This is a genomic window from Cupriavidus sp. GW823-FHT07B10, from assembly GCF_058794355.1.
The window spans coordinates 79154-96166 of the sequence record NZ_JBXAGS010000009.1 but is presented as its reverse complement, the minus strand read 5'-3'; the positions used below and the strand labels follow the sequence as shown (position 1 = coordinate 96166).

Genomic DNA, 17013 nt, shown 5'->3' with positions numbered 1-17013 from the left:
CTAGGTATAAGCCCGGAGCGCGCCCCGGCAATTTTAGCTTGACAGTTTATTGGCGAATTATGAGCATGAACACCTAATAAATACAGGTAAAGCATGAGGGAGGACGCCGGCCACGACTGGCCCTGCGCATGTGCACCGCGCCCTTCCCCGTGCCGGCAGGCGGCCGCCACCATGGCGGTGCCCGCCCCGCCCTCGCACCCCGTTTGCAGACCCCATGCCATCCATGCTTCCCGACCTCGATACCCTGAACACCCGCCTGCGCGACGGCGCCACCAGCCGTGCGCAGATCATCGAGCAGGCGGCCGCGCTTGCCGCCGCGCCGGCTGCCGAGGCCGTGTTCCTGCACAGCACCTTCGAGGCCGCGGCCCAGGTCGCGCGCGCTGCCGATGCCGCCGGCCGCGCCGGCAAGGCGCTGCATCCGCTGGCGGGGCTGCCGGTTTCAGTCAAGGACCTTTACGACGTGGCCGGCGAAGTCACCAGCGCAGCCTCGCTGGTGCGCAAGGATGCCGCGCCGGCCACGGCGGACGCCACCGTGGTCGCCCGCCTGCGCGCTGCAGGGGCAGCCCTGGTCGGGCGCACCAACATGACGGAGTTCGCGTTCTCGGGCGTGGGCATCAATCCCCACTACGGCACGCCGGCCAACCCAGCCGGCACCGATGGCGTGGCGCGCATCCCGGGCGGCTCGTCGTCGGGTGCGGCCGTTTCGGTGGCGCTGGGGCTGGCGGTCGCGGCGCTTGGCAGCGACACCGGCGGCTCCATCCGCATCCCCGCCGCGCTATGCGGCATCACCGGCTTCAAGCCCACCGCGCGGCGCGTGCCGCTGACGGGGGCCTTTCCGCTGTCCTACACGCTCGACACCGCCTGCGCGATGGCGCGCACGGTCAGCGACTGCATTGCCGTGGACAGCGTGATCGCGGACAGCGCAGTGATCCCGCGCGTCACCAACCCCGCCGCGACGCGGCTGGCGATCCCGCGCCAGGTCCTGCTGGACGACCTCGACCCGGTGGTGGCGCGCGCCTTTGACCGCGCGCTGGGCCGGCTGTCGGCCGCCGGCGTGCAACTGGAGCATGTCGACCTGCCCGAGCTCGGCGAACTGGCGGGCCTGAACGCCCAGGGCGGCTTCAGCTCGGCCGAAGCCTTTGCCATCCACCGCCACCTGCTGGCCGCCCGGCGCGACCTGTACGACCCGCGCGTGGCCTCGCGCATCGACCGCGGCGCCAATGTCAGCGCCGCCGACTATATCGACCTGGGCCGCGCCCGGCTGGACTGGATCGCCCGCATGGAAGCGCGCCTGGCCCGCTTCGACGCCGTGGTCTGCCCGACCGTGCCGATGGTCGCGCCCGAGATTGCGCCGCTGCGCACCGATGATGCGCAGTTCTTCCGCGTCAATGCCCTGCTGCTGCGCAATACCTCGGCCTTCAATTTCCTTGACGGCTGCTCGATCTCGCTGCCCTGCCACGCGCCGGACGAGCTGCCCGTGGGCCTGATGCTGTCGCACGGCCCGATGCGCGATGCCGGCCTGCTGGGCACGGCCCTTGCGTTGGAACGCATCGTGCAACCTTCACAGCGCGACGACTGAGCCCTGCCGCCGCGCCGTTGATCTTGCGCCGGCGTGCCCGCCAATGCGGGCACGACCGGCACCAGGTAGTACGCAACCAGCAGTACCACCGCGCCCCCGCGCGCACACCAGGAGAGATCGAGATGCGAGTCAAGGCAATCGTTGCGGCCGGCCTGATGCTGGCCGCCGTGGCGGCACAGGCGGATACCAAGTGGGACCTGCCGACCGGTTATCCGGCCAGCAACCTGCACACCGAGAATCTGCAACAGATGGCCAACGACGTGGACAAGGCCACCGGCGGCAAGCTCAAGATCGTGCTGCACCCCAATGGCTCGCTGCTCAAGGCCAACGAGATCAAGCGCGGCGTGCAGACCGGCCAGGTGCAGATGGGCGAGATCCTGATGTCCTTGCTGGCCAACGAGAATCCGGTGTTCGGCGTCGATGCGGTGCCGTTCCTGGCCACCAGCTATGCCGACGCCTACAAGCTGTGGCAGGCCTCGCGCCCGGTCACCGAGAAGGTGCTCGACAAGCAGGGCATGAAGCTGCTGTACGCGGTGGCCTGGCCGCCGCAGGGCATCTATGCCAACAAGCCGATCAATTCCGCCGCGGACATGAAGGGCCTGAAATGGCGCGCGTACAACCCGGCCACCTCGCGCATCGCCGAGCTGGTCAGCGCCCAGCCGGTGACCATCCAGGCTGCCGACCTGGCACAGGCGCTGGCCACTGGCACGGTCAACTCCTTCATGTCGTCGGGCGCAACCGGCGTCGACACCAAGGTGTGGGAGAGCGTGAAGTACTTCTACACGGTGGACGCCTGGCTGCCCAAGAACATGCTGGTGGTCAGCAAGAAAGCGTTCGCGGCACTGGACAAGCCGACCCAGGAGGCCCTGCTCAAGGCCGTCGCCGACGCCGAGAAGCGCGGCTGGCAGGTCTCGGAGCAAAAGACCAAGGAGTACCTGGCCACCCTGTCGCGCAACGGCATGACGGTGCAGCCGCCTTCGCCGCAGCTCAAGGCCGACATGCAGAAGGTGGGCAAGGTCATGGTGGATGACTGGGCCAAGGGCGCGGGCGAGGACGGCAAGGCTATCCTGGACGCCTACCGCAAGTAGGCTGATGTGCGCTCCCTCTCCCCTCAGCGGGAGAGGGGAGCAAACCTGCCTGATCGATGTTCGTCAGCAAGCCTGCTGCCCGCTTGCCTCAACTGCTGCCCATCATGCCAACTGCCCCCTCCTCCAAGCGCTGGCTCGACCGCCTGCTTGACCTCTTTGCCGTGCTCGGCGCGCTGTGCATCCTCGCCGTCTGCGTGATCATGATCCTGATGTCGCTGTCGCGGGAGACCTCGGTGATCTTCAAGGGTGGCGATGACATCGTCGCCTGGCTGTGCGCGGCGTCCGCCTTCCTGATCCTTGGCCAGACCTTCCAGCATGGCGGCATCGTGCGCGTCGAGATGCTGCTGGGGGCCGTGGGCCCGCGCCGGCGCCGGGTGCTGGAGCTGGTCTCGCTGACCGTCTGCCTGGCGTTTGCCGCCTACGCGGCCTGGGCGCTTGGCACCTTTGCGTGGCAGAGCTGGGAAATCGGCGATGTCTCCCAGGGCCAGATCGTGATCCCGCTGTGGATTCCGCAGAGCTTCGCGGTGCTTGGCTGCGTCGGCTTCCTGCTGGCGGTCGCCGATGAATGGCTGCGCGTGGTGCGCGGACACAAGCCGCGCTACCAGGTGGCCCATGAAGAAAAGCTCGCCGCCGGCGATTTCGGGGAGACGGTCTGATGAGCACAGTCGTGGTTGCACTGATCCTGCTGCTGGTGATGATCGTCTTCCTGGCGATCGGCGCGTGGATCCCCGTGGCCATTGCGGTCACCTCATGGGTCGGTCTGGTGGTGTTCTCGGACCGCGAGGCGCTGGTCAGCCTGGCCAACGCATGGTGGTCGTCGAGCGCCTCATACACGCTGGCATCGCTGCCCCTCTTTGTCTGGATGGGCGAGATCCTGTTCCGCACCAAGCTGTCCGAGCAGATGTTCAGCGGGCTGTCGCCGTGGCTGAGCTGGCTGCCCGGGCGGCTGATGCACGTCAATATCCTGGGCTGCGGCATTTTTGGCTCGGTGTCGGGGTCGTCGGCGGCCACCTGCGCCACCATCGCCAAATCGGCGCTGCCGGAACTCACGCGGCGCGGCTACGACGAGCGCACTACGCTCGGCTCGCTGTCCTGCGCCGGCACGCTCGGCATCCTGATCCCGCCGTCGATCACGATGGTGGTGTACGCGGTGTCGGCGGACGTGTCGATCATCCGCGTGTTCCTGGCGGGCTTCATACCCGGCCTGCTGCTGATGCTGCTGTTCTCCGGCTATATCGTGGTTTGGGCACTGGCCAACCCGGACAAAACCCCGCCGTCGGAGCACTTCAACTGGCGTGCGCGGCTGGCATCGATCCGCCAGCTGCTGCCGTGCATCGTGCTGATCGCCTTTATCACCGTGATCATGGTGACCGGCTACTCCACCGCGACCGAGGCCGCAGCCTATGGCGTGGTGGCTTCGCTGGCGCTGGCGTGGGCGGGCGGCTCGCTCACGCGCGCGGCGTTCTGGGACAGCCTGATGTCGGCCACGCGGCTGACCGCGATGATCATGTTCGTGCTGGGCGCGACCTCGTTCCTGTCGGTTACCATGAGCTTTACCGGCATCCCGCGCGCGCTGGCGGAATGGGTGGCGGCGATGCACCTGTCGCCGTGGGCGCTGATCGCCGTGCTGACAGTGATCTACATCGTGCTGGGCACGGCGCTGGACGGCATCTCGATGATCGCGCTGACCACCGCGACGGTGCTGCCGATGGTGCAGGCGGCCGGCTTCGACCTGGTCTGGTTCGGCATCTTCATCGTGCTGCTGGTGGAGATCGCCGAGGTGACGCCGCCCGTGGGCTTCAACCTGTTCGTGCTGCAGAGCATGACAGGCAAGGACAGCAATTACATAGCAAGGGTCTCGCTGCCCTTTTTCATGATGATGGTGGTGGCGATCGCCATCGTCACGATCTGGCCGGGCGTGGTCACCTGGCTGCCGGACATTGTCATGCAGCAGGAAGTCAAATAGCATTGGCCGGCCCCGCCCGGCCATTTGCCGCCGGCCCGGCAATATGGAGGGTCCCAGTCCGATGCATGTGATCGTCATCGGCGCCGGCGCGATCGGCGTCAGTTCCGCCTGGTACCTGCGGCAGGCCGGTTTCGACGTGACCGTGCTCGAACGCCGCGCCGCGCCGGCGCAGGAAGCCAGCTTCGGCAATGCCGGCGTGATCGCGCCCGGCTATGTCACGCCATGGGCGGCGCCGGGAATGCCCGGCAAGATCCTGCGCACGCTCTTTGCGCGCGAGGCGCCGGTCCTGTTCCGCCCTTCCGCCGACCCGGCCATGTGGCGCTGGATCGTGCGCTGGCTGCGCGAATGCCGGCTGGAGCGCTACCGCGCCAACAAGCTGCGCATGCAGCGGCTGGCGTTCTACAGCCGCGGGTGCCTGCACCGGCTGCGTAGCGAGCTGGAGATCGACTACGAGCAGTCGCAAGGCTACCTGCAGCTGTTCCGCACCGCGCGCGACCTCGACCTGGCCGCGCCCGCCGTGGCCCTGCTGCGCGAGAACAACGTGCCGCACCGGCTGGTCAGCGCGCAGGAATGCCGCCGTATCGAACCGGGCCTGGCGGCCGACACGCCGCTGGCTGGCGGGCTGCACCTGCCGGAAGACGAGTCCGGCAACTGCCCGATGTTCGTGCGCGCGCTGCACCGGCATGCCGAGGCCGCAGGCGTATCGTTCCGCTTCGACACCCGGGTGGCGCGCGTCAGGCCCGACAACGCGGGCAAGCTGCAGGTCGAGCTGCAGCACTCCGACAAGAAGCGCCCTGGCCAGGTGCTGAGCGCCGACCGCGTGCTGGTCGCGGCCGGCGCCGACAGCACCGCGCTGCTGCGCCCGCTGGGCCTGCGCATGCCGCTGTATCCGGTCAAGGGCTACTCGGTGACGGTGATGGTCCGCGACGAACTGCAGGCGCCGCTGGGCGCGCTGATGGATGAGTCCTACAAGGTCGCGATCACGCGCATGGGCAACCGCCTGCGCGTGGCGGGTACGGCCGAGCTGGGCTCACGCAAGCTTGATCTGCGGCCGGCCGCCCTGAACACCCTGGTCAAGGTCGCGCGCGACTGGTTCCCGGTGGCAGGCAACTACCAGGAAGCCACGCAATGGGTGGGCGCGCGGCCGATGCTGCCGGACGGGCCGCCGCTGATCGGCCCAACAGCCGTGCCCGGCCTGTTCCTCAACCTCGGCCATGGCTCGACGGGCTGGGCGATGAGCTGCGGATCGGGCAAGATTGCGGCTGACCAGATCGCCGCCAGCGCCGGCACCCATGGCGGCCCGGACATCGACATGGAGGGCCTGCTGCCCGACCGCTACGGCCTGGGGCCCGCCAGATAACCACACATGACACCCTCTGCCTCTACCGCCACCTCGCACGCAAACGGCGACGGCTGGTTTGCACTCGATGCCGCTGCCTCCGCACCGGTTCCGCTGTACGACGTCGCCGCCATCCGCCGCATCGAGAACGCCGCCTTCACGCAACTGCCCGCCTTTACGCTGATGTCGCGCGCCGGCGCCGCGGCCGCGCGCTGGCTGGCCTGCCATGCACCCGCCGGCCCGCTGCTGTTCCTGGCCGGCCCCGGCAATAACGGCGGCGATGCGCTGGTGGCCGCCACGCAATTGCACAGCGCCGGCCGTGCCGTGCAGGTATGGCTGACGGCGGACCCGCAGCACCTGCCCGCCGACGCCGCGACCGCCTGGCAGCAAGCGCACGCAGCCGGCGTCCCGGTCAGCGTGGTCGCAGGCATCGCTGCCTCGCATGACGCGGACTGGCCCGCGGGCACCGCTGCGCTCGTCGACGGCCTGCTCGGCATCGGCCTGAACCGCCCCGCCGACGGCACCATGGCGTGGTGGATCGGACAAATCAACCGCAGCGCGCTGCCGGTGTTTGCGCTGGACATCCCCAGCGGCCTGTTCGCCGACACCGGCGCGGGCGCGCCGGCCGTGCGCGCGCAGCGCACGCTGACCTTTATCGCCGCCAAGCCCGGGCTGCTGATGCTCGACGGGCGCGACTGCGCCGGCGAGGTCGATATCGCGCCGATCGGCCTTGACTATCCGCCGGACGAAACGCCCCATTGCCTGGTAAACGGCCCGGCGCTGTTCAGCACGGCGCTGCCGCGCCGCCACCATGCCAGCAACAAGGGCACGCATGGCTCGCTGGCGCTCATCGGCGGCAACCTGGGCATGACCGGGGCGCCGCTGCTGGGCGCCAGGGCCGCGCAGTTCCTCGGCGCGGGCAAGGTGCATATCGGCTTCCTGGCACAGCCCGCACCGCTGTTCGATCCGCTGCATCCGGAGCTGATGCTGCATGCCGTGGACGCACTGGCCCTCGCTGCCATGTCGGCGCTGGTGATCGGTCCTGGCATGGGCACGGACGCCAACGCACACAAGCAGTTTGCGCGGCTGCTGCAAGCCGCGCCGCTGCCGCTTGTGCTGGATGCCGATGCCCTGAACCTGCTGGCTGCCGATCCGGCGCTGGCCGGGGCACTGGCCGCCAGCGGCGCGGCCTGCGTGATAACGCCGCACCCGCTCGAAGCCGCCCGGCTGATGGGCGTTCCCGTCGCCGAGGTGCAGCGCGACCGGCCCGCTGCTGCCGCAGCACTGGCTGCGCAATGGCAGGCCGTGGTCGTGCTGAAGGGATCGGGCACAGTGATCGCGGCGCCTGACGGCAGTCCATGCACGCTCAACCCGAGCGGCAATGCCGCACTTGCCAGCGCCGGCACCGGCGACGTGCTGGCCGGCATGCTGGGGGCGCTGCTGGCGCAAGGCATGGCGCCGCTGGCCGCGGCCCGGGCGGCGGTGTGGATCCACGGACGTGCCGCCGATGCCCTTGTCGCCCAGGGCACCGGGCCGGCCGGCGTCACCGCAAGCGAACTGTACGCGCCCGCGCGCACCATCTTCAACCAGTTGCTGGCCGGGGACCGCGCATGACGCGCGGCGCGATGCTGCGCGATCCCGCCGACCGCCGCCACCTGCTCACCGGCATCGCCCTGCTGGTCATCGGGCAATGGATCCTCAGCCTGCTCGATGCCACCAGCAAGACCCTGACGCAGCAAGGACTGCCGCTGGTGGCCGTGGCATGGGTGCGCTATGTCGGCCATGTGGTCGCGATCTTCCTGCTGCTCGGCCCCGCCGGCTGGCGGCGCCAGTGGCGGCCGGCAAGGCCAGGGCTGCAGTGGCTGCGGGGCGCGCTGATGCTGGTCTCGACGCTGGTGTTCTTCAGCGTGCTGATGCTGATGCCGCTGGCGCAGGCCACGGCGCTGAATTTCTGCGCGCCGCTGTTCGTGGTGGCACTATCGCCGTGGCTGCTGGGCGAGCGCCCCGGGCGCCATGCCCGCTGGATGCGCTGGACCGGTGTGGTGGTCGGCTTTGCCGGCATGCTGGTGGTGGTGCGCCCGGGGGGGCAGCTCAGTCCGCTCGGTGTCGGCCTGGGCCTGGTGTCGGCGCTGGTGTTCGCGCTGATGCAGATGCTGACACGCCGCATTGCCGCGCACGACACACCGATGACCACGCTGATCCAGAGCGGCGTAACCGGCGCCTGCCTGACCACGCTGATCGTGCCCTTCTTCTGGTTCAGCGCCTGGCCTACGCCGATGCAATGTGCGCTGCTGTTGTCCGCGGGGATCACCGGATCACTTGGCCATTATTTCGTCATCCGGGCCTTCCAGTACGCGGATGCCTCGTTCCTGAGCCCCTTCCTCTACCTGCAGATCCTGTCCGCGACGGTGATCGGCTACCTGGCCTTCGGCCAGTTGCCCGACTGGACCACCGCAATCGGCATCGGCATCATCTGTCTGGGAGGCTTGTGCGTCGCTGGGGGAGAACCCGTGCTACGCGCCATCGCGGCCCGGCTCGGCGGCGCGCGCCGTCAGACAATGTCCGATACTTAGCCTGCGCCCACGGTGGTATGTTGCAAGTGGTAACGATATGACGCCGCTGCCAGGCCGGATCCCGGCAGCGCTGACGATATACTTGCATCTCTGTCTTGTGAGCCGGCAACGCCACGCGGCTCGCGCAACCTCGATTGTCCTGCATGCCCACTGACCTTCACGCCTGGAACGCCCTGCTGCGGCACCACGACACCCTTCGCGACGCCCAGATGCGCGACGGGTTCGATCGCGAAGGCGCGCAGCGCGTCGCACAATTCTCGCTGGAAGCCGCCGGGCTCTATCTCGACTATTCGAAGAACCGGATCACGCCCGAAACCATGCGCCTGCTGGTACAGCTGGCAGCCGAGGCCGGCGTGACCAGACGCCGCGACGCGATGTTCACGGGCGAGCATATCAATACGACTGAAGACCGCGCGGCACTGCACGTAGCGCTGCGCGCGACTGCCGGCGCCGGCTACAAGGTCGACGGCGAGCAGGTCATGCCGGCAATCCAGAAGGTGCTGGTACGCATGCGCGATTTCTCGGAACGCGTGCGCAGCGGCGCCTGGAAGGGTGCCACCGGCGAGCGCATCACCGATGTCATCAATATCGGCATCGGCGGCTCCGACCTGGGGCCGCGCATGGTGTGCCGCGCGCTGTCGCACCTGGCCGATGCCGATGGCAATGCCGCGCCGCGCATGCACTTTGTTTCCAATGTCGACGGCACCGACCTGGCCGAGACGCTGGTGCGGCTCGACCCGCAACGGACGCTGGTGATCGTCTGCTCCAAGACCTTCACCACGCTGGAAACCATGGCCAACGCGCGCAGCGCGCGCGCCTGGTTTGTCGCCAACGGCGTGGCCGAGCATGACCTTGCCAAGCATTTCGTCGCAGTCTCGACCAATACCGAAGCGGTGCGCGAGTTCGGCATCGACCCGGCCAATATGTTCGAGTTCTGGGACTGGATCGGCGGACGCTTCTCGCTGTGGTCGTCGGTCGGCCTGTCGATCACGCTGGCCGTGGGCTTCAACGCCTTCGCCGACTTGCTGGCCGGCGCGCGCGCCATGGACGAGCATTTCCGCACCGCGCCGCTGGAACGCAACATGCCGGTGGTCCTGGGCATGCTGGGCATCTGGTACCGCAATTTCTGGCATTTGCCCACCAGCTGCATGGCGCCCTACTCCACCTCGCTGGAGCTGTTTCCCGCCTTCCTGCAGCAGCTGGAGATGGAGAGCAACGGCAAGTCGGTGCAGCTTGACGGGCAGCCCGTGCGCACGCATACCTCGCCGGTGGTGTGGGGCACGGCCGGCACCAACGGGCAGCATGCCTATTTCCAGCAGATCCACCAGGGCTCGCAGGTGGTGCCGGTGGATTTTGTCGCGCCGCTGGTGCCGCCGCGCCGGCTGGCAGGCCATCACGCCAAGCTGCTGGCCAACTGCTTTGCGCAGGCCGAGGCGCTGATGCGCGGGCGCAGCGCCGATGAGCTGCGTGCCGCCGGCCTGAAGGACGAAGTCCGTATCGCCCATATGGTGTTCGAGGGCAATCGCCCCAGCAACACCTTGCTGATGGAAAACCTGACGCCGCATGTGCTGGGTGCGCTGATTGCGCTGTATGAGCACCGCACCTTCGTGCAGGGCGTGGTCTGGAAGATCAATTCCTTCGACCAGTGGGGCGTCGAGCTGGGCAAGATCCTGGCCCGTCCGATCGAGGCCGAGCTGACCGGGAATGCCGTCGGCCAGCACGATGCCTCCACCACGTCGCTGATCGAGCGCGCCCGCGCGGTGCTGAAGGCGGGCGCCGCCAGCTAGACCTCCGCGCCCATCCATTCATCGCTGGCCACGCGGCCGGCGTCGATGGTCAGGATACGGCCACAGCGCGCCGCCACCGAGCGGTCATGCGTTACCAGCACCAGCGTTGAGCCGGCATCGCGGTTAAGCTCGAACATCAGCGCGATCACGGCTTCGCCAGTGGCGGTATCGAGGCTGCCGGTGGGCTCGTCGGCAAACAGGATGTCCGGGCGCGCCACGAACGCGCGCGCCAGCGCCACGCGCTGCTGCTCGCCGCCCGACAGCGTGCGCGGATAGTGCCCCAGCCGCGCGCCCAGGCCCACGCGCAGCAGCATGTCCAGGGCGCGCTCGCGCACCTGCGACGTTTCGCCGCGCAGCTCCAGCGGCAGCATCACGTTTTCCAGCGCGGTCAGGTGGCCGACCAGCTGGAACGACTGGAACACAAAGCCGACATGGCGGCCCCGCACGGCGGCGCGCTGGTCCTCGTCCAGCGCGAACAGGTCCTGGCCCTGCAGCCGTACCGTGCCCGTGCTGGGCAGGTCCAGCCCCGCCAGCAGCCCGAGCAGCGTCGACTTGCCCGATCCGGACGCCCCCACGATGGCGAGCGTTTCGCCCGGCGTGACGGAAAAGGTCACGTCGTGCAAAATCGTCAGCGAACCGGTCGTGTCGGCAACGGTCTTTCCGAGGGACTCGACAGCGAGAATGGAAGAAGACATGGATATTGGGATCCGAGGCAAATGGCGCCGGCTGCTGCTGGCAACCGGCATGGCACTGACGATATCGGCCGGGGCCTCAGCCCAGGCTGCGGCGCCGGCACTGCTGGTGCTTGGCGACAGCCTCTCCGCCGAGTACGGCATCGCGCGCGGCGCGGGCTGGGTCACGCTGCTGCAGGACCGCCTGCGGCAGGAGCGCTTCGATTATAGCGTTGTCAATGCCAGCATCAGCGGCGAGACCACCATCGGCGGCAAGACGCGGCTGCCGGAGCTGCTGTCGCGGCACCGCCCGGCCATCGTGGTGGTGGAGCTTGGCGCCAACGACGCGCTGCGCGGATTGCCGCTGCAGACCACTGAGGCCAACCTGCGCAACATCGTCAGCATGGCACAGAAGGCCGGCGCGGGCGTGCTGCTGATCGGCATGCGCATCCCGCCCAACTACGGGCAGGACTACACCGAGAAGTTCGTCTCGCTGTATCCGAAGCTGGCCGGCGAGTACAAGGTGCGGCTGGTGCCGTTCTTCCTCGACAATGTCATCGCGCGGCAGGACTGGTTCCAGCCCGACCGCATCCACCCGACCGCCGCGGCACAGCCAGCGCTGCTCGATACGGTGTGGCCGCAGCTCAAGCCGATGCTCAGGCGCAGCGGCGCGAAGTAAGAATAAAAAAACCCCTGCCGCCTGGCAGGGGTCCTTGCTGGCAGCGGGGCTGCCGCGGCTGATCTGGCGCTTACTCGGCGCCTTGCGGCTGCGTGGCACCCACCGGCGTCAGCATCTTGACCTTCGAGCGTGCCTTCAGGCTTTCATAGAATGCCTGCAGGTCGGTCTGGCCGGCGAGCTGCGACAGCTGCTGCGCTTCGGCCTGGCGTTGCGCCGGGTTGGCCTGCGTCGGCTGGCTGACCTTGGTGATACGGTAGACCGCGTAGCCTTCGGCCCCCAGGTCGACACCCACCACCGAGGGCAGCTTGTTCGCATCGGCGCGCAGCACCGCTTCGACCGCCTTCGGCGGCATACCCTCGGCCTTGGCGCGCGACACGGTCTGCACCGCGCCAAAGCCGTCGGCGCTGTCTGCCTTCTTCAGTGCGGCAAGCCGGGCCTCGCCGTCCTTGCGCGCCAGTTCGGCCGCCTGCTGGGCGATATAGCCCTCGCGCACCTTGGCTTCGACTTCCTCGAACTTGCGCACGGCCGCCGGGCGGTACTCGACGATGCGCGCGGCCACCAGCGTGTTCGGGGCCACCTGGACGGCCTCGGTGTTGCGCTTATTCTTGATCGCGTCGTCGCTGAACAGCGCCTTGAGCAGCTTGTCGTTGTTGAGCGGGCTCTGCGCGCCCAGCGCCGGGTTCGGCTGGCGCGTGACGTTGTCGGCGGTCTGGATGGTCAGCTTGAACTTGTCGGCGGCGGGCTTGAGGCTGTCAGCCTGCTCATAGACGGTGTTGCCGAAGGCATCGGCCTGCTCGGCAAACTTCTTGTCGGCGAACTGCTTGCGCAGCTCAGCTTCGAGTTCCGTGCGCACGGCTTCCAGCGGCTTGGTCTCGGCGGGCTTGATGCCAGTCAGCTTGATGATGTGATAGCCGTAGTCGGTTTCCACCACGTCGCTGACCTGGCCATCCTTGAGCGCGTACATGGCGTCCTCGAACGGCTTGACCAGCGCGCCGCGGCCCATGAAGCCCAGGTCGCCGCCCTTCTCGGCCGAGCCCGGGTCCTGCGAGTTCTTGCGCGCCACGTCGGCGAAGGTGTCAGGGTGCTTGCGCAGGTCCTCCAGCAGCTTGGTGGCCTTGTCCTTCGCGGCCTGGCGCTGGGCGGCCGGCGCATCCTTCGGCGCGCTGATCAGGATATGGCTGGCGCGGCGCTGCTCGTCGATGCGGAAGCGCGCGATATTGCTGTCGTAGTAGGACTTCAGCTCTTCGGGCGTGACCGGCTGCGTCGCGGCCAGGGCCTCGCCCGACAGCAGCAGGTACTCGACCTTGGCTTGTTCCGGCACCGAGAAGGCCTGCTGGTGGCTGTCGTAGTAGGCCTTCAGCGCGGCTGCATCAGGCTGCACCTTGGCGGTGTAGCCGGCCGGCTTGAACAGCAGCGCCTGCACATCGCGCTGCTGATCGCGCACGGCGATCAGGCGATCGAGCAGCGACTTGGGCACGAATGCCGTCGCGGCGACCGATGCGCCCAGCTGCTGCGTGGCCAGCTCGAAGCGCATGCGGGCATCGAACTGCTCGGGCGTCATGCCCTGCGACTGCAGCAGCTGCAGGTAGGCCTTGTCGTCGACCTTGCCGTCCTTGGTGCGCGGCAACTGCGCGATCGCCGGCAGGTTGCTGATTTCCTCGAGCAGCTTGGCGTCGGACACGGTCAGGTGCTCACGCGCAACGGCACTGGCCATCACGCGCTGCAGGATCAGCTGGTCCAGCACGGCCCTGCGGGCGTCCGGGCCTTCGAACTGGCGCGGGTCATAGCTGGCGCCCAGGACCTGGCGCGCGCGTTCGCTCTGGTCGCGCACGACGTTATCGATCTCCTGCACGCTGATGGCGCGGCCGTCGACCTTGGCGGCATCGTGCGAGCTGTCCATGAAGCGCGAATAGCTTTCCACGCCGAAGAACACGAACGACGGGAAAACAAGCACCAGCAGCAGCAAGAGCATCAGGCGCCGGTTGTTGCGTACGAAATCAAGCATGCGGATTCGGGTAGTGGATTGGCACGAAAGACAAACTCCACAATTCTATCAGGAGCCGCTGGGCACGCACCCTTGTGCAGGGTGGGAAACATGAGGGAACAAATGAAAACGCCCCGCTGATGCGGGCGTTTTCAATAAAACTGGCGGAGTGGACAGGACTCGCCCACGTCCCGCGGGCCGCTGCTGCGCTTGCAAGCGCAGCCCTTCGATTCCCGCCGGAAGCCGCGCAGGCGGCTTCCTCCACTCCGCATCAATGAAAAACGCCCGCTAATGCGGGCGTTTCCTTAAAACTGGCGGAGTGGACGGGACTCGAACCCGCGACCCCCGGCGTGACAGGCCGGTATTCTAACCGACTGAACTACCACTCCTGTGTCGGTGCTTGCTGCCGGCAATGCACATGTCCTTGCGATGGAGAGTGGTGGGTGCTGAGGACGCCTTGCAAGGGAATCAAATTTCCTTACAAATCATAAGCCTACAACGCCTGCCAACCTTCCCTTGCCGACCGTGCCCTGCTGCAAGAGGCCGAACTATAGCTTGTGTTCATCATCTGCGCAATACCCGGATGACTCAATCTTGTACCCTCGGCTGCCAATTCCGCCCTGCACGCTCAGGCGCACATGCGCGCCTGGAGCGCCATCAGTTCGTGCTTGACGACCTTGCCCGTGGCATTGGTCGGCAGGGCCGCCATGAAGGCCACGGAACGCGGCACCTTATAGTTTGCCAGGCGGGCTTTGCACCATTCCAGCAATGCCTCCCCGCTCATGCTCTCGCCGTCGCGCAACACCACGAAGGCGCGGCCAACCTCGCCCAGGCGCGCATCGGGTACGCCGACCACCGCGACCTGCGCCACCGCTGGATGCGTGCCAATCAGGTGCTCGATTTCCGCGGGATAGCAGTTGAAGCCGCCGACGATGAACATTTCCTTGAGCCGGCCGGTGATACACAGGTTTCCGGCGGCGTCGAGGCTGCCGATGTCGCCTGTATGCAGCCACCCCGCGTCGTCGATGGCCTCGCGTGTGGCGGCCTCGTCGTCGAAGTACCCACGCATGACGTTGTAGCCGCGGATCCACACTTCGCCTGGCTCACCGGCGGCGACGTCGTTTCCTTCAGCGTCTACGCAGCGAATCTCCACGCCGGCGAGCGCACGCCCGCTCGTGTTGGCGATAGTCTGCAGCGCGTCGCTGAGCCGGCAGACCGTCGCCAGGCCGCAGCACTCGGTCAGTCCGTAAGCAGTGAGCACCACGTCAAAACCGAGCACCTTGCGCATGCGCCGGATCAGCTCTGGCGCGATCGACGCCGCCCCCGTGACCGCCACGCGCAGCGATGACAAGTCGTATGCATCCAGCCGCGGATGGGCAAGCAAGCTCAGGTAGAGCGTGGGCGAGCCCGGCAGGAAGCTGACGCGGTACCGCTCGATGCGAGCGAGCACGGTTTCGGCGTCGAACTGCGCCAGCGGCAGGATGGTGGCGCCGCGAAGCAGGGCCGCGAGCCAGCCGGCCTTGTAGCCGAAGGCATGGAAGAAGGGATTGATGATCAGGTAACGGTCGCCGGCGCGCAAGCCGACGATGTCCGACCAGTCGGAGAAGGCACGCAGATTCTGCCCGTGCGTGGTGATCACGCCCTTGGGCCGCCCCGTGGTGCCGGAGGTGTAAAGCAGGTCGGACGGACTGTCCGGTGTCAGCGCGCCGATGCGCGCGTCAAGCATGGCCTCGGGTGTGTCTTCGGCGCGGGCGAGGAAAGCCTCCCAAGACAAAGCGCCTTCGCGTTCGCCGCGCAGAATGACGCGGTGGCGCAAGGCCGGCAGCGCAAGCCCACGCAGCATCTCGGGATAGTCGACGCCAAGGAATTCGCCGATGCAGATCAGCGCCCGCGCACCGCTACGCCCGAGAATGTCTGCGGCCTCCCCGCCCTTGAGCCGGGTGTTAAGCGGTACCAGCACGCCGCCGGCCATCTGGATGCCGAGCGCAGCGACGATCCACTCGTGCAGGTTAGGCGCCCAGACGGCAACTCGCTCGCCGGGCGCTACGCCCAGCGCCATCAACGCACGCCCTGCGACTCGCGCCGTCTCGTGCAGCGCGCCATAGCGCAAGGACAGGCCGTCTTCCTGGATGGCCACCGCATCCGCGCGCAGCCGCGCCGCGTGTGCCACGGCATTGGGTATGGTTGAAATCGGTGCGAGGCAGTCGCTCACGGTTGCAAGCCTCCCTGGGGAACGATCTGGCCACTCGCGGCAAGCTCCGCGGCGGCCGGGTAGTCGGTGTAGCCACGCGCTCCCGGCGTATACAGCAGCGTGCGGTCGAACGCGGCCAGCGGCGCACCGTGCCGCAGGCGCGCAGGCAGGTCGGGATTGGCGATGAAATGGCGGGCGAACGAGACCGCCTCGCCGACGCCGCCGGCCACTGCACGCACGGCGCTCGCGCCGTCGAAACCGTCATTGACGATGACCGCACCGCCGAAATGCCGACGGGCCAGCGCAAATGCATCGAGCGCAGGATCCGGCGAGCGGCTCACGTGCAGGTAGGCCAGCCCGATCGGCGCCACGGCATCGAGCAGCGCGCTGTACGTGGCGGTGGGATCGTCATCGTGCATGTCGTTATACGGGTTGCCGGGACAGATACGCAGGCCCACGCGCCCGGTCCCGATCGCTTCAGCGATGGCCTCGAGCGTCTCCACGACGAAGCGCAGCCGCGCCATCAGCGAGCCGCCGTAGCCGTCGGTGCGCTGATTGGTGCAAGGAAGCAGGAATTGCATCGGCAGGTAGCCGCTGCTGCAATGCAGCTCGACGCCGTCAAATCCGGCGGCCAGCGCATTGACGGCGGCCTGGCGGTACTCCTCGATCACGGCCGTGACTTCATGTGCGGCCAGCGCGCGGGGCACCTCCATCCCGACCAGGCCGTGGCCGTCGGCATAGATGGTGCCGCGCGCGCGGATCGCCGACGGGGCCACCGTCCGGGCGTCTGGCGCCTTGTTATGGCGCGTCGCCACGCGCCCGACGTGCATCAGCTGCAGCACCATCGCCGCGCCCTGGCTGCGCACGGAACCTGACACGTCGCGCCAGGCGTCGATCTGCGCGGTGGTCTCGATGCCCGGCGTGCGGCAGTACCCTTTGCCATGCCGGCTAGGGTAAGTGCCCTCCGCGATAATCAGCCCGGCGCCCGCGCGCTGCGCGTAGTACGCCTGGTGCAGGCCGGTGGGCAGGTCGCCCGCGCCGGCGCGGCTGCGCGTCATCGGCGCCATCACGATGCGATTGGCGAGTGCAATGTCGCCGAGCTGCAGTGGCTCAAACAGGCTTGCGCTCATCTTGATGATCCCTTGATCGGTTTCGG

Annotated in this window: 13 protein-coding genes and 1 tRNA gene; 9 read left to right on the top strand and 5 right to left on the bottom strand. The window is 67.9% G+C overall.

From position 1 onward, the window contains the following. The first annotated feature begins 214 nt into the window (after positions 1-214). The 8 genes from AC1Q6V_RS19745 to pgi all read left to right on the top strand — a co-directional run bounded on the left by AC1Q6V_RS19745 (position 215) and on the right by pgi (position 10332). The gene (locus AC1Q6V_RS19745; RefSeq protein WP_454750083.1) at positions 215-1579 is read left to right on the top strand and encodes an amidase; all 1365 of its coding nucleotides are present in this window, start codon (positions 215-217) and stop codon (positions 1577-1579) included. Positions 1580-1701: 122 nt separating this feature from the next. Next, a complete protein-coding gene (locus AC1Q6V_RS19740; RefSeq protein ID WP_010810065.1) occupies positions 1702-2667 on the top strand; it encodes a TRAP transporter substrate-binding protein in 966 nt (321 codons plus the stop codon). Between the two features lie 104 nt (positions 2668-2771). Then, a complete protein-coding gene (locus tag AC1Q6V_RS19735) occupies positions 2772-3323 on the top strand; it encodes a TRAP transporter small permease subunit (protein WP_037023387.1) in 552 nt (183 codons plus the stop codon). Further along, positions 3323-4633: a TRAP transporter large permease gene (locus AC1Q6V_RS19730; protein ID WP_010810067.1), complete on the top strand. Its 1311-nt coding sequence runs from the start codon at positions 3323-3325 to the stop codon at positions 4631-4633. The genes AC1Q6V_RS19735 and AC1Q6V_RS19730 overlap by 1 nt, the downstream gene beginning before the upstream one ends. Before the next feature lie 61 nt (positions 4634-4694). Next, complete coding sequence (locus AC1Q6V_RS19725) at positions 4695-5993, top strand: D-amino acid dehydrogenase (RefSeq protein ID WP_454750082.1); 1299 nt, start codon at positions 4695-4697, stop codon at positions 5991-5993. A gap of 6 nt (positions 5994-5999) precedes the next feature. Further along, the gene (locus tag AC1Q6V_RS19720) at positions 6000-7586 is read left to right on the top strand and encodes an NAD(P)H-hydrate dehydratase (protein ID WP_454750081.1); all 1587 of its coding nucleotides are present in this window, start codon (positions 6000-6002) and stop codon (positions 7584-7586) included. Next, complete coding sequence (locus tag AC1Q6V_RS19715) at positions 7583-8545, top strand: DMT family transporter (protein ID WP_010810070.1); 963 nt, start codon at positions 7583-7585, stop codon at positions 8543-8545. Before AC1Q6V_RS19720 ends, AC1Q6V_RS19715 begins: the two co-directional genes overlap by 4 nt. A gap of 143 nt (positions 8546-8688) precedes the next feature. Continuing rightward, positions 8689-10332, top strand: a complete 1644-nt coding sequence (gene pgi / locus AC1Q6V_RS19710; RefSeq protein ID WP_058697286.1) for a glucose-6-phosphate isomerase — start codon at positions 8689-8691, stop codon at positions 10330-10332. Here pgi and AC1Q6V_RS19705 read toward each other — a convergent pair. After that, the gene (locus AC1Q6V_RS19705; RefSeq protein ID WP_010810072.1) at positions 10329-11027 is read right to left on the bottom strand and encodes an ABC transporter ATP-binding protein; all 699 of its coding nucleotides are present in this window, start codon (positions 11025-11027) and stop codon (positions 10329-10331) included. The two genes, pgi and AC1Q6V_RS19705, sit on opposite strands and share 4 nt — an antisense overlap. Here AC1Q6V_RS19705 and AC1Q6V_RS19700 point away from each other — a divergent pair. Then, on the top strand, positions 11026-11682 hold the full coding sequence (locus AC1Q6V_RS19700) for an arylesterase (RefSeq protein ID WP_010810073.1): 657 nt from the start codon (positions 11026-11028) through the stop codon (positions 11680-11682). The genes AC1Q6V_RS19705 and AC1Q6V_RS19700 overlap by 2 nt on opposite strands. Positions 11683-11752: 70 nt before the next feature. Here the strand turns inward: AC1Q6V_RS19700 and AC1Q6V_RS19695 are convergent, their stop codons facing one another. The 4 genes from AC1Q6V_RS19695 to AC1Q6V_RS19680 all read right to left on the bottom strand — a co-directional run bounded on the left by AC1Q6V_RS19695 (position 11753) and on the right by AC1Q6V_RS19680 (position 16987). Continuing rightward, complete coding sequence (locus AC1Q6V_RS19695) at positions 11753-13687, bottom strand: SurA N-terminal domain-containing protein (RefSeq protein ID WP_454750080.1); 1935 nt, start codon at positions 13685-13687, stop codon at positions 11753-11755. Between the two features lie 291 nt (positions 13688-13978). Then, positions 13979-14055, bottom strand: a tRNA-Asp gene (locus AC1Q6V_RS19690). Between the two features lie 239 nt (positions 14056-14294). Then, positions 14295-15878, bottom strand: coding sequence for a FadD3 family acyl-CoA ligase (locus AC1Q6V_RS19685; RefSeq protein WP_439668787.1), 1584 nt, complete (start codon positions 15876-15878; stop codon positions 14295-14297). Continuing rightward, entirely contained in the window at positions 15875-16987 is a 1113-nt protein-coding gene (locus AC1Q6V_RS19680; RefSeq protein WP_439668785.1) for an alkene reductase, read from the bottom strand. The genes AC1Q6V_RS19685 and AC1Q6V_RS19680 overlap by 4 nt, the downstream gene beginning before the upstream one ends. Positions 16988-17013: the final 26 nt, after the last annotated feature.

Coding starts and splice junctions, on each gene's coding strand:
- AC1Q6V_RS19680 (WP_439668785.1), bottom strand. CDS start 16,987: ATGAGCGCAAGCCTGTTTGAGCCACTGCAGCTCGGCGACATTGCACTC.
- AC1Q6V_RS19730 (WP_010810067.1), top strand. CDS start 3,323: ATGAGCACAGTCGTGGTTGCACTGATCCTGCTGCTGGTGATGATCGTC.
- AC1Q6V_RS19705 (WP_010810072.1), bottom strand. CDS start 11,027: ATGTCTTCTTCCATTCTCGCTGTCGAGTCCCTCGGAAAGACCGTTGCC.
- pgi (WP_058697286.1), top strand. CDS start 8,689: ATGCCCACTGACCTTCACGCCTGGAACGCCCTGCTGCGGCACCACGAC.
- AC1Q6V_RS19745 (WP_454750083.1), top strand. CDS start 215: ATGCCATCCATGCTTCCCGACCTCGATACCCTGAACACCCGCCTGCGC.
- AC1Q6V_RS19700 (WP_010810073.1), top strand. CDS start 11,026: ATGGATATTGGGATCCGAGGCAAATGGCGCCGGCTGCTGCTGGCAACC.
- AC1Q6V_RS19720 (WP_454750081.1), top strand. CDS start 6,000: ATGACACCCTCTGCCTCTACCGCCACCTCGCACGCAAACGGCGACGGC.
- AC1Q6V_RS19740 (WP_010810065.1), top strand. CDS start 1,702: ATGCGAGTCAAGGCAATCGTTGCGGCCGGCCTGATGCTGGCCGCCGTG.
- AC1Q6V_RS19715 (WP_010810070.1), top strand. CDS start 7,583: ATGACGCGCGGCGCGATGCTGCGCGATCCCGCCGACCGCCGCCACCTG.
- AC1Q6V_RS19725 (WP_454750082.1), top strand. CDS start 4,695: ATGCATGTGATCGTCATCGGCGCCGGCGCGATCGGCGTCAGTTCCGCC.
- AC1Q6V_RS19695 (WP_454750080.1), bottom strand. CDS start 13,687: ATGCTTGATTTCGTACGCAACAACCGGCGCCTGATGCTCTTGCTGCTG.
- AC1Q6V_RS19735 (WP_037023387.1), top strand. CDS start 2,772: ATGCCAACTGCCCCCTCCTCCAAGCGCTGGCTCGACCGCCTGCTTGAC.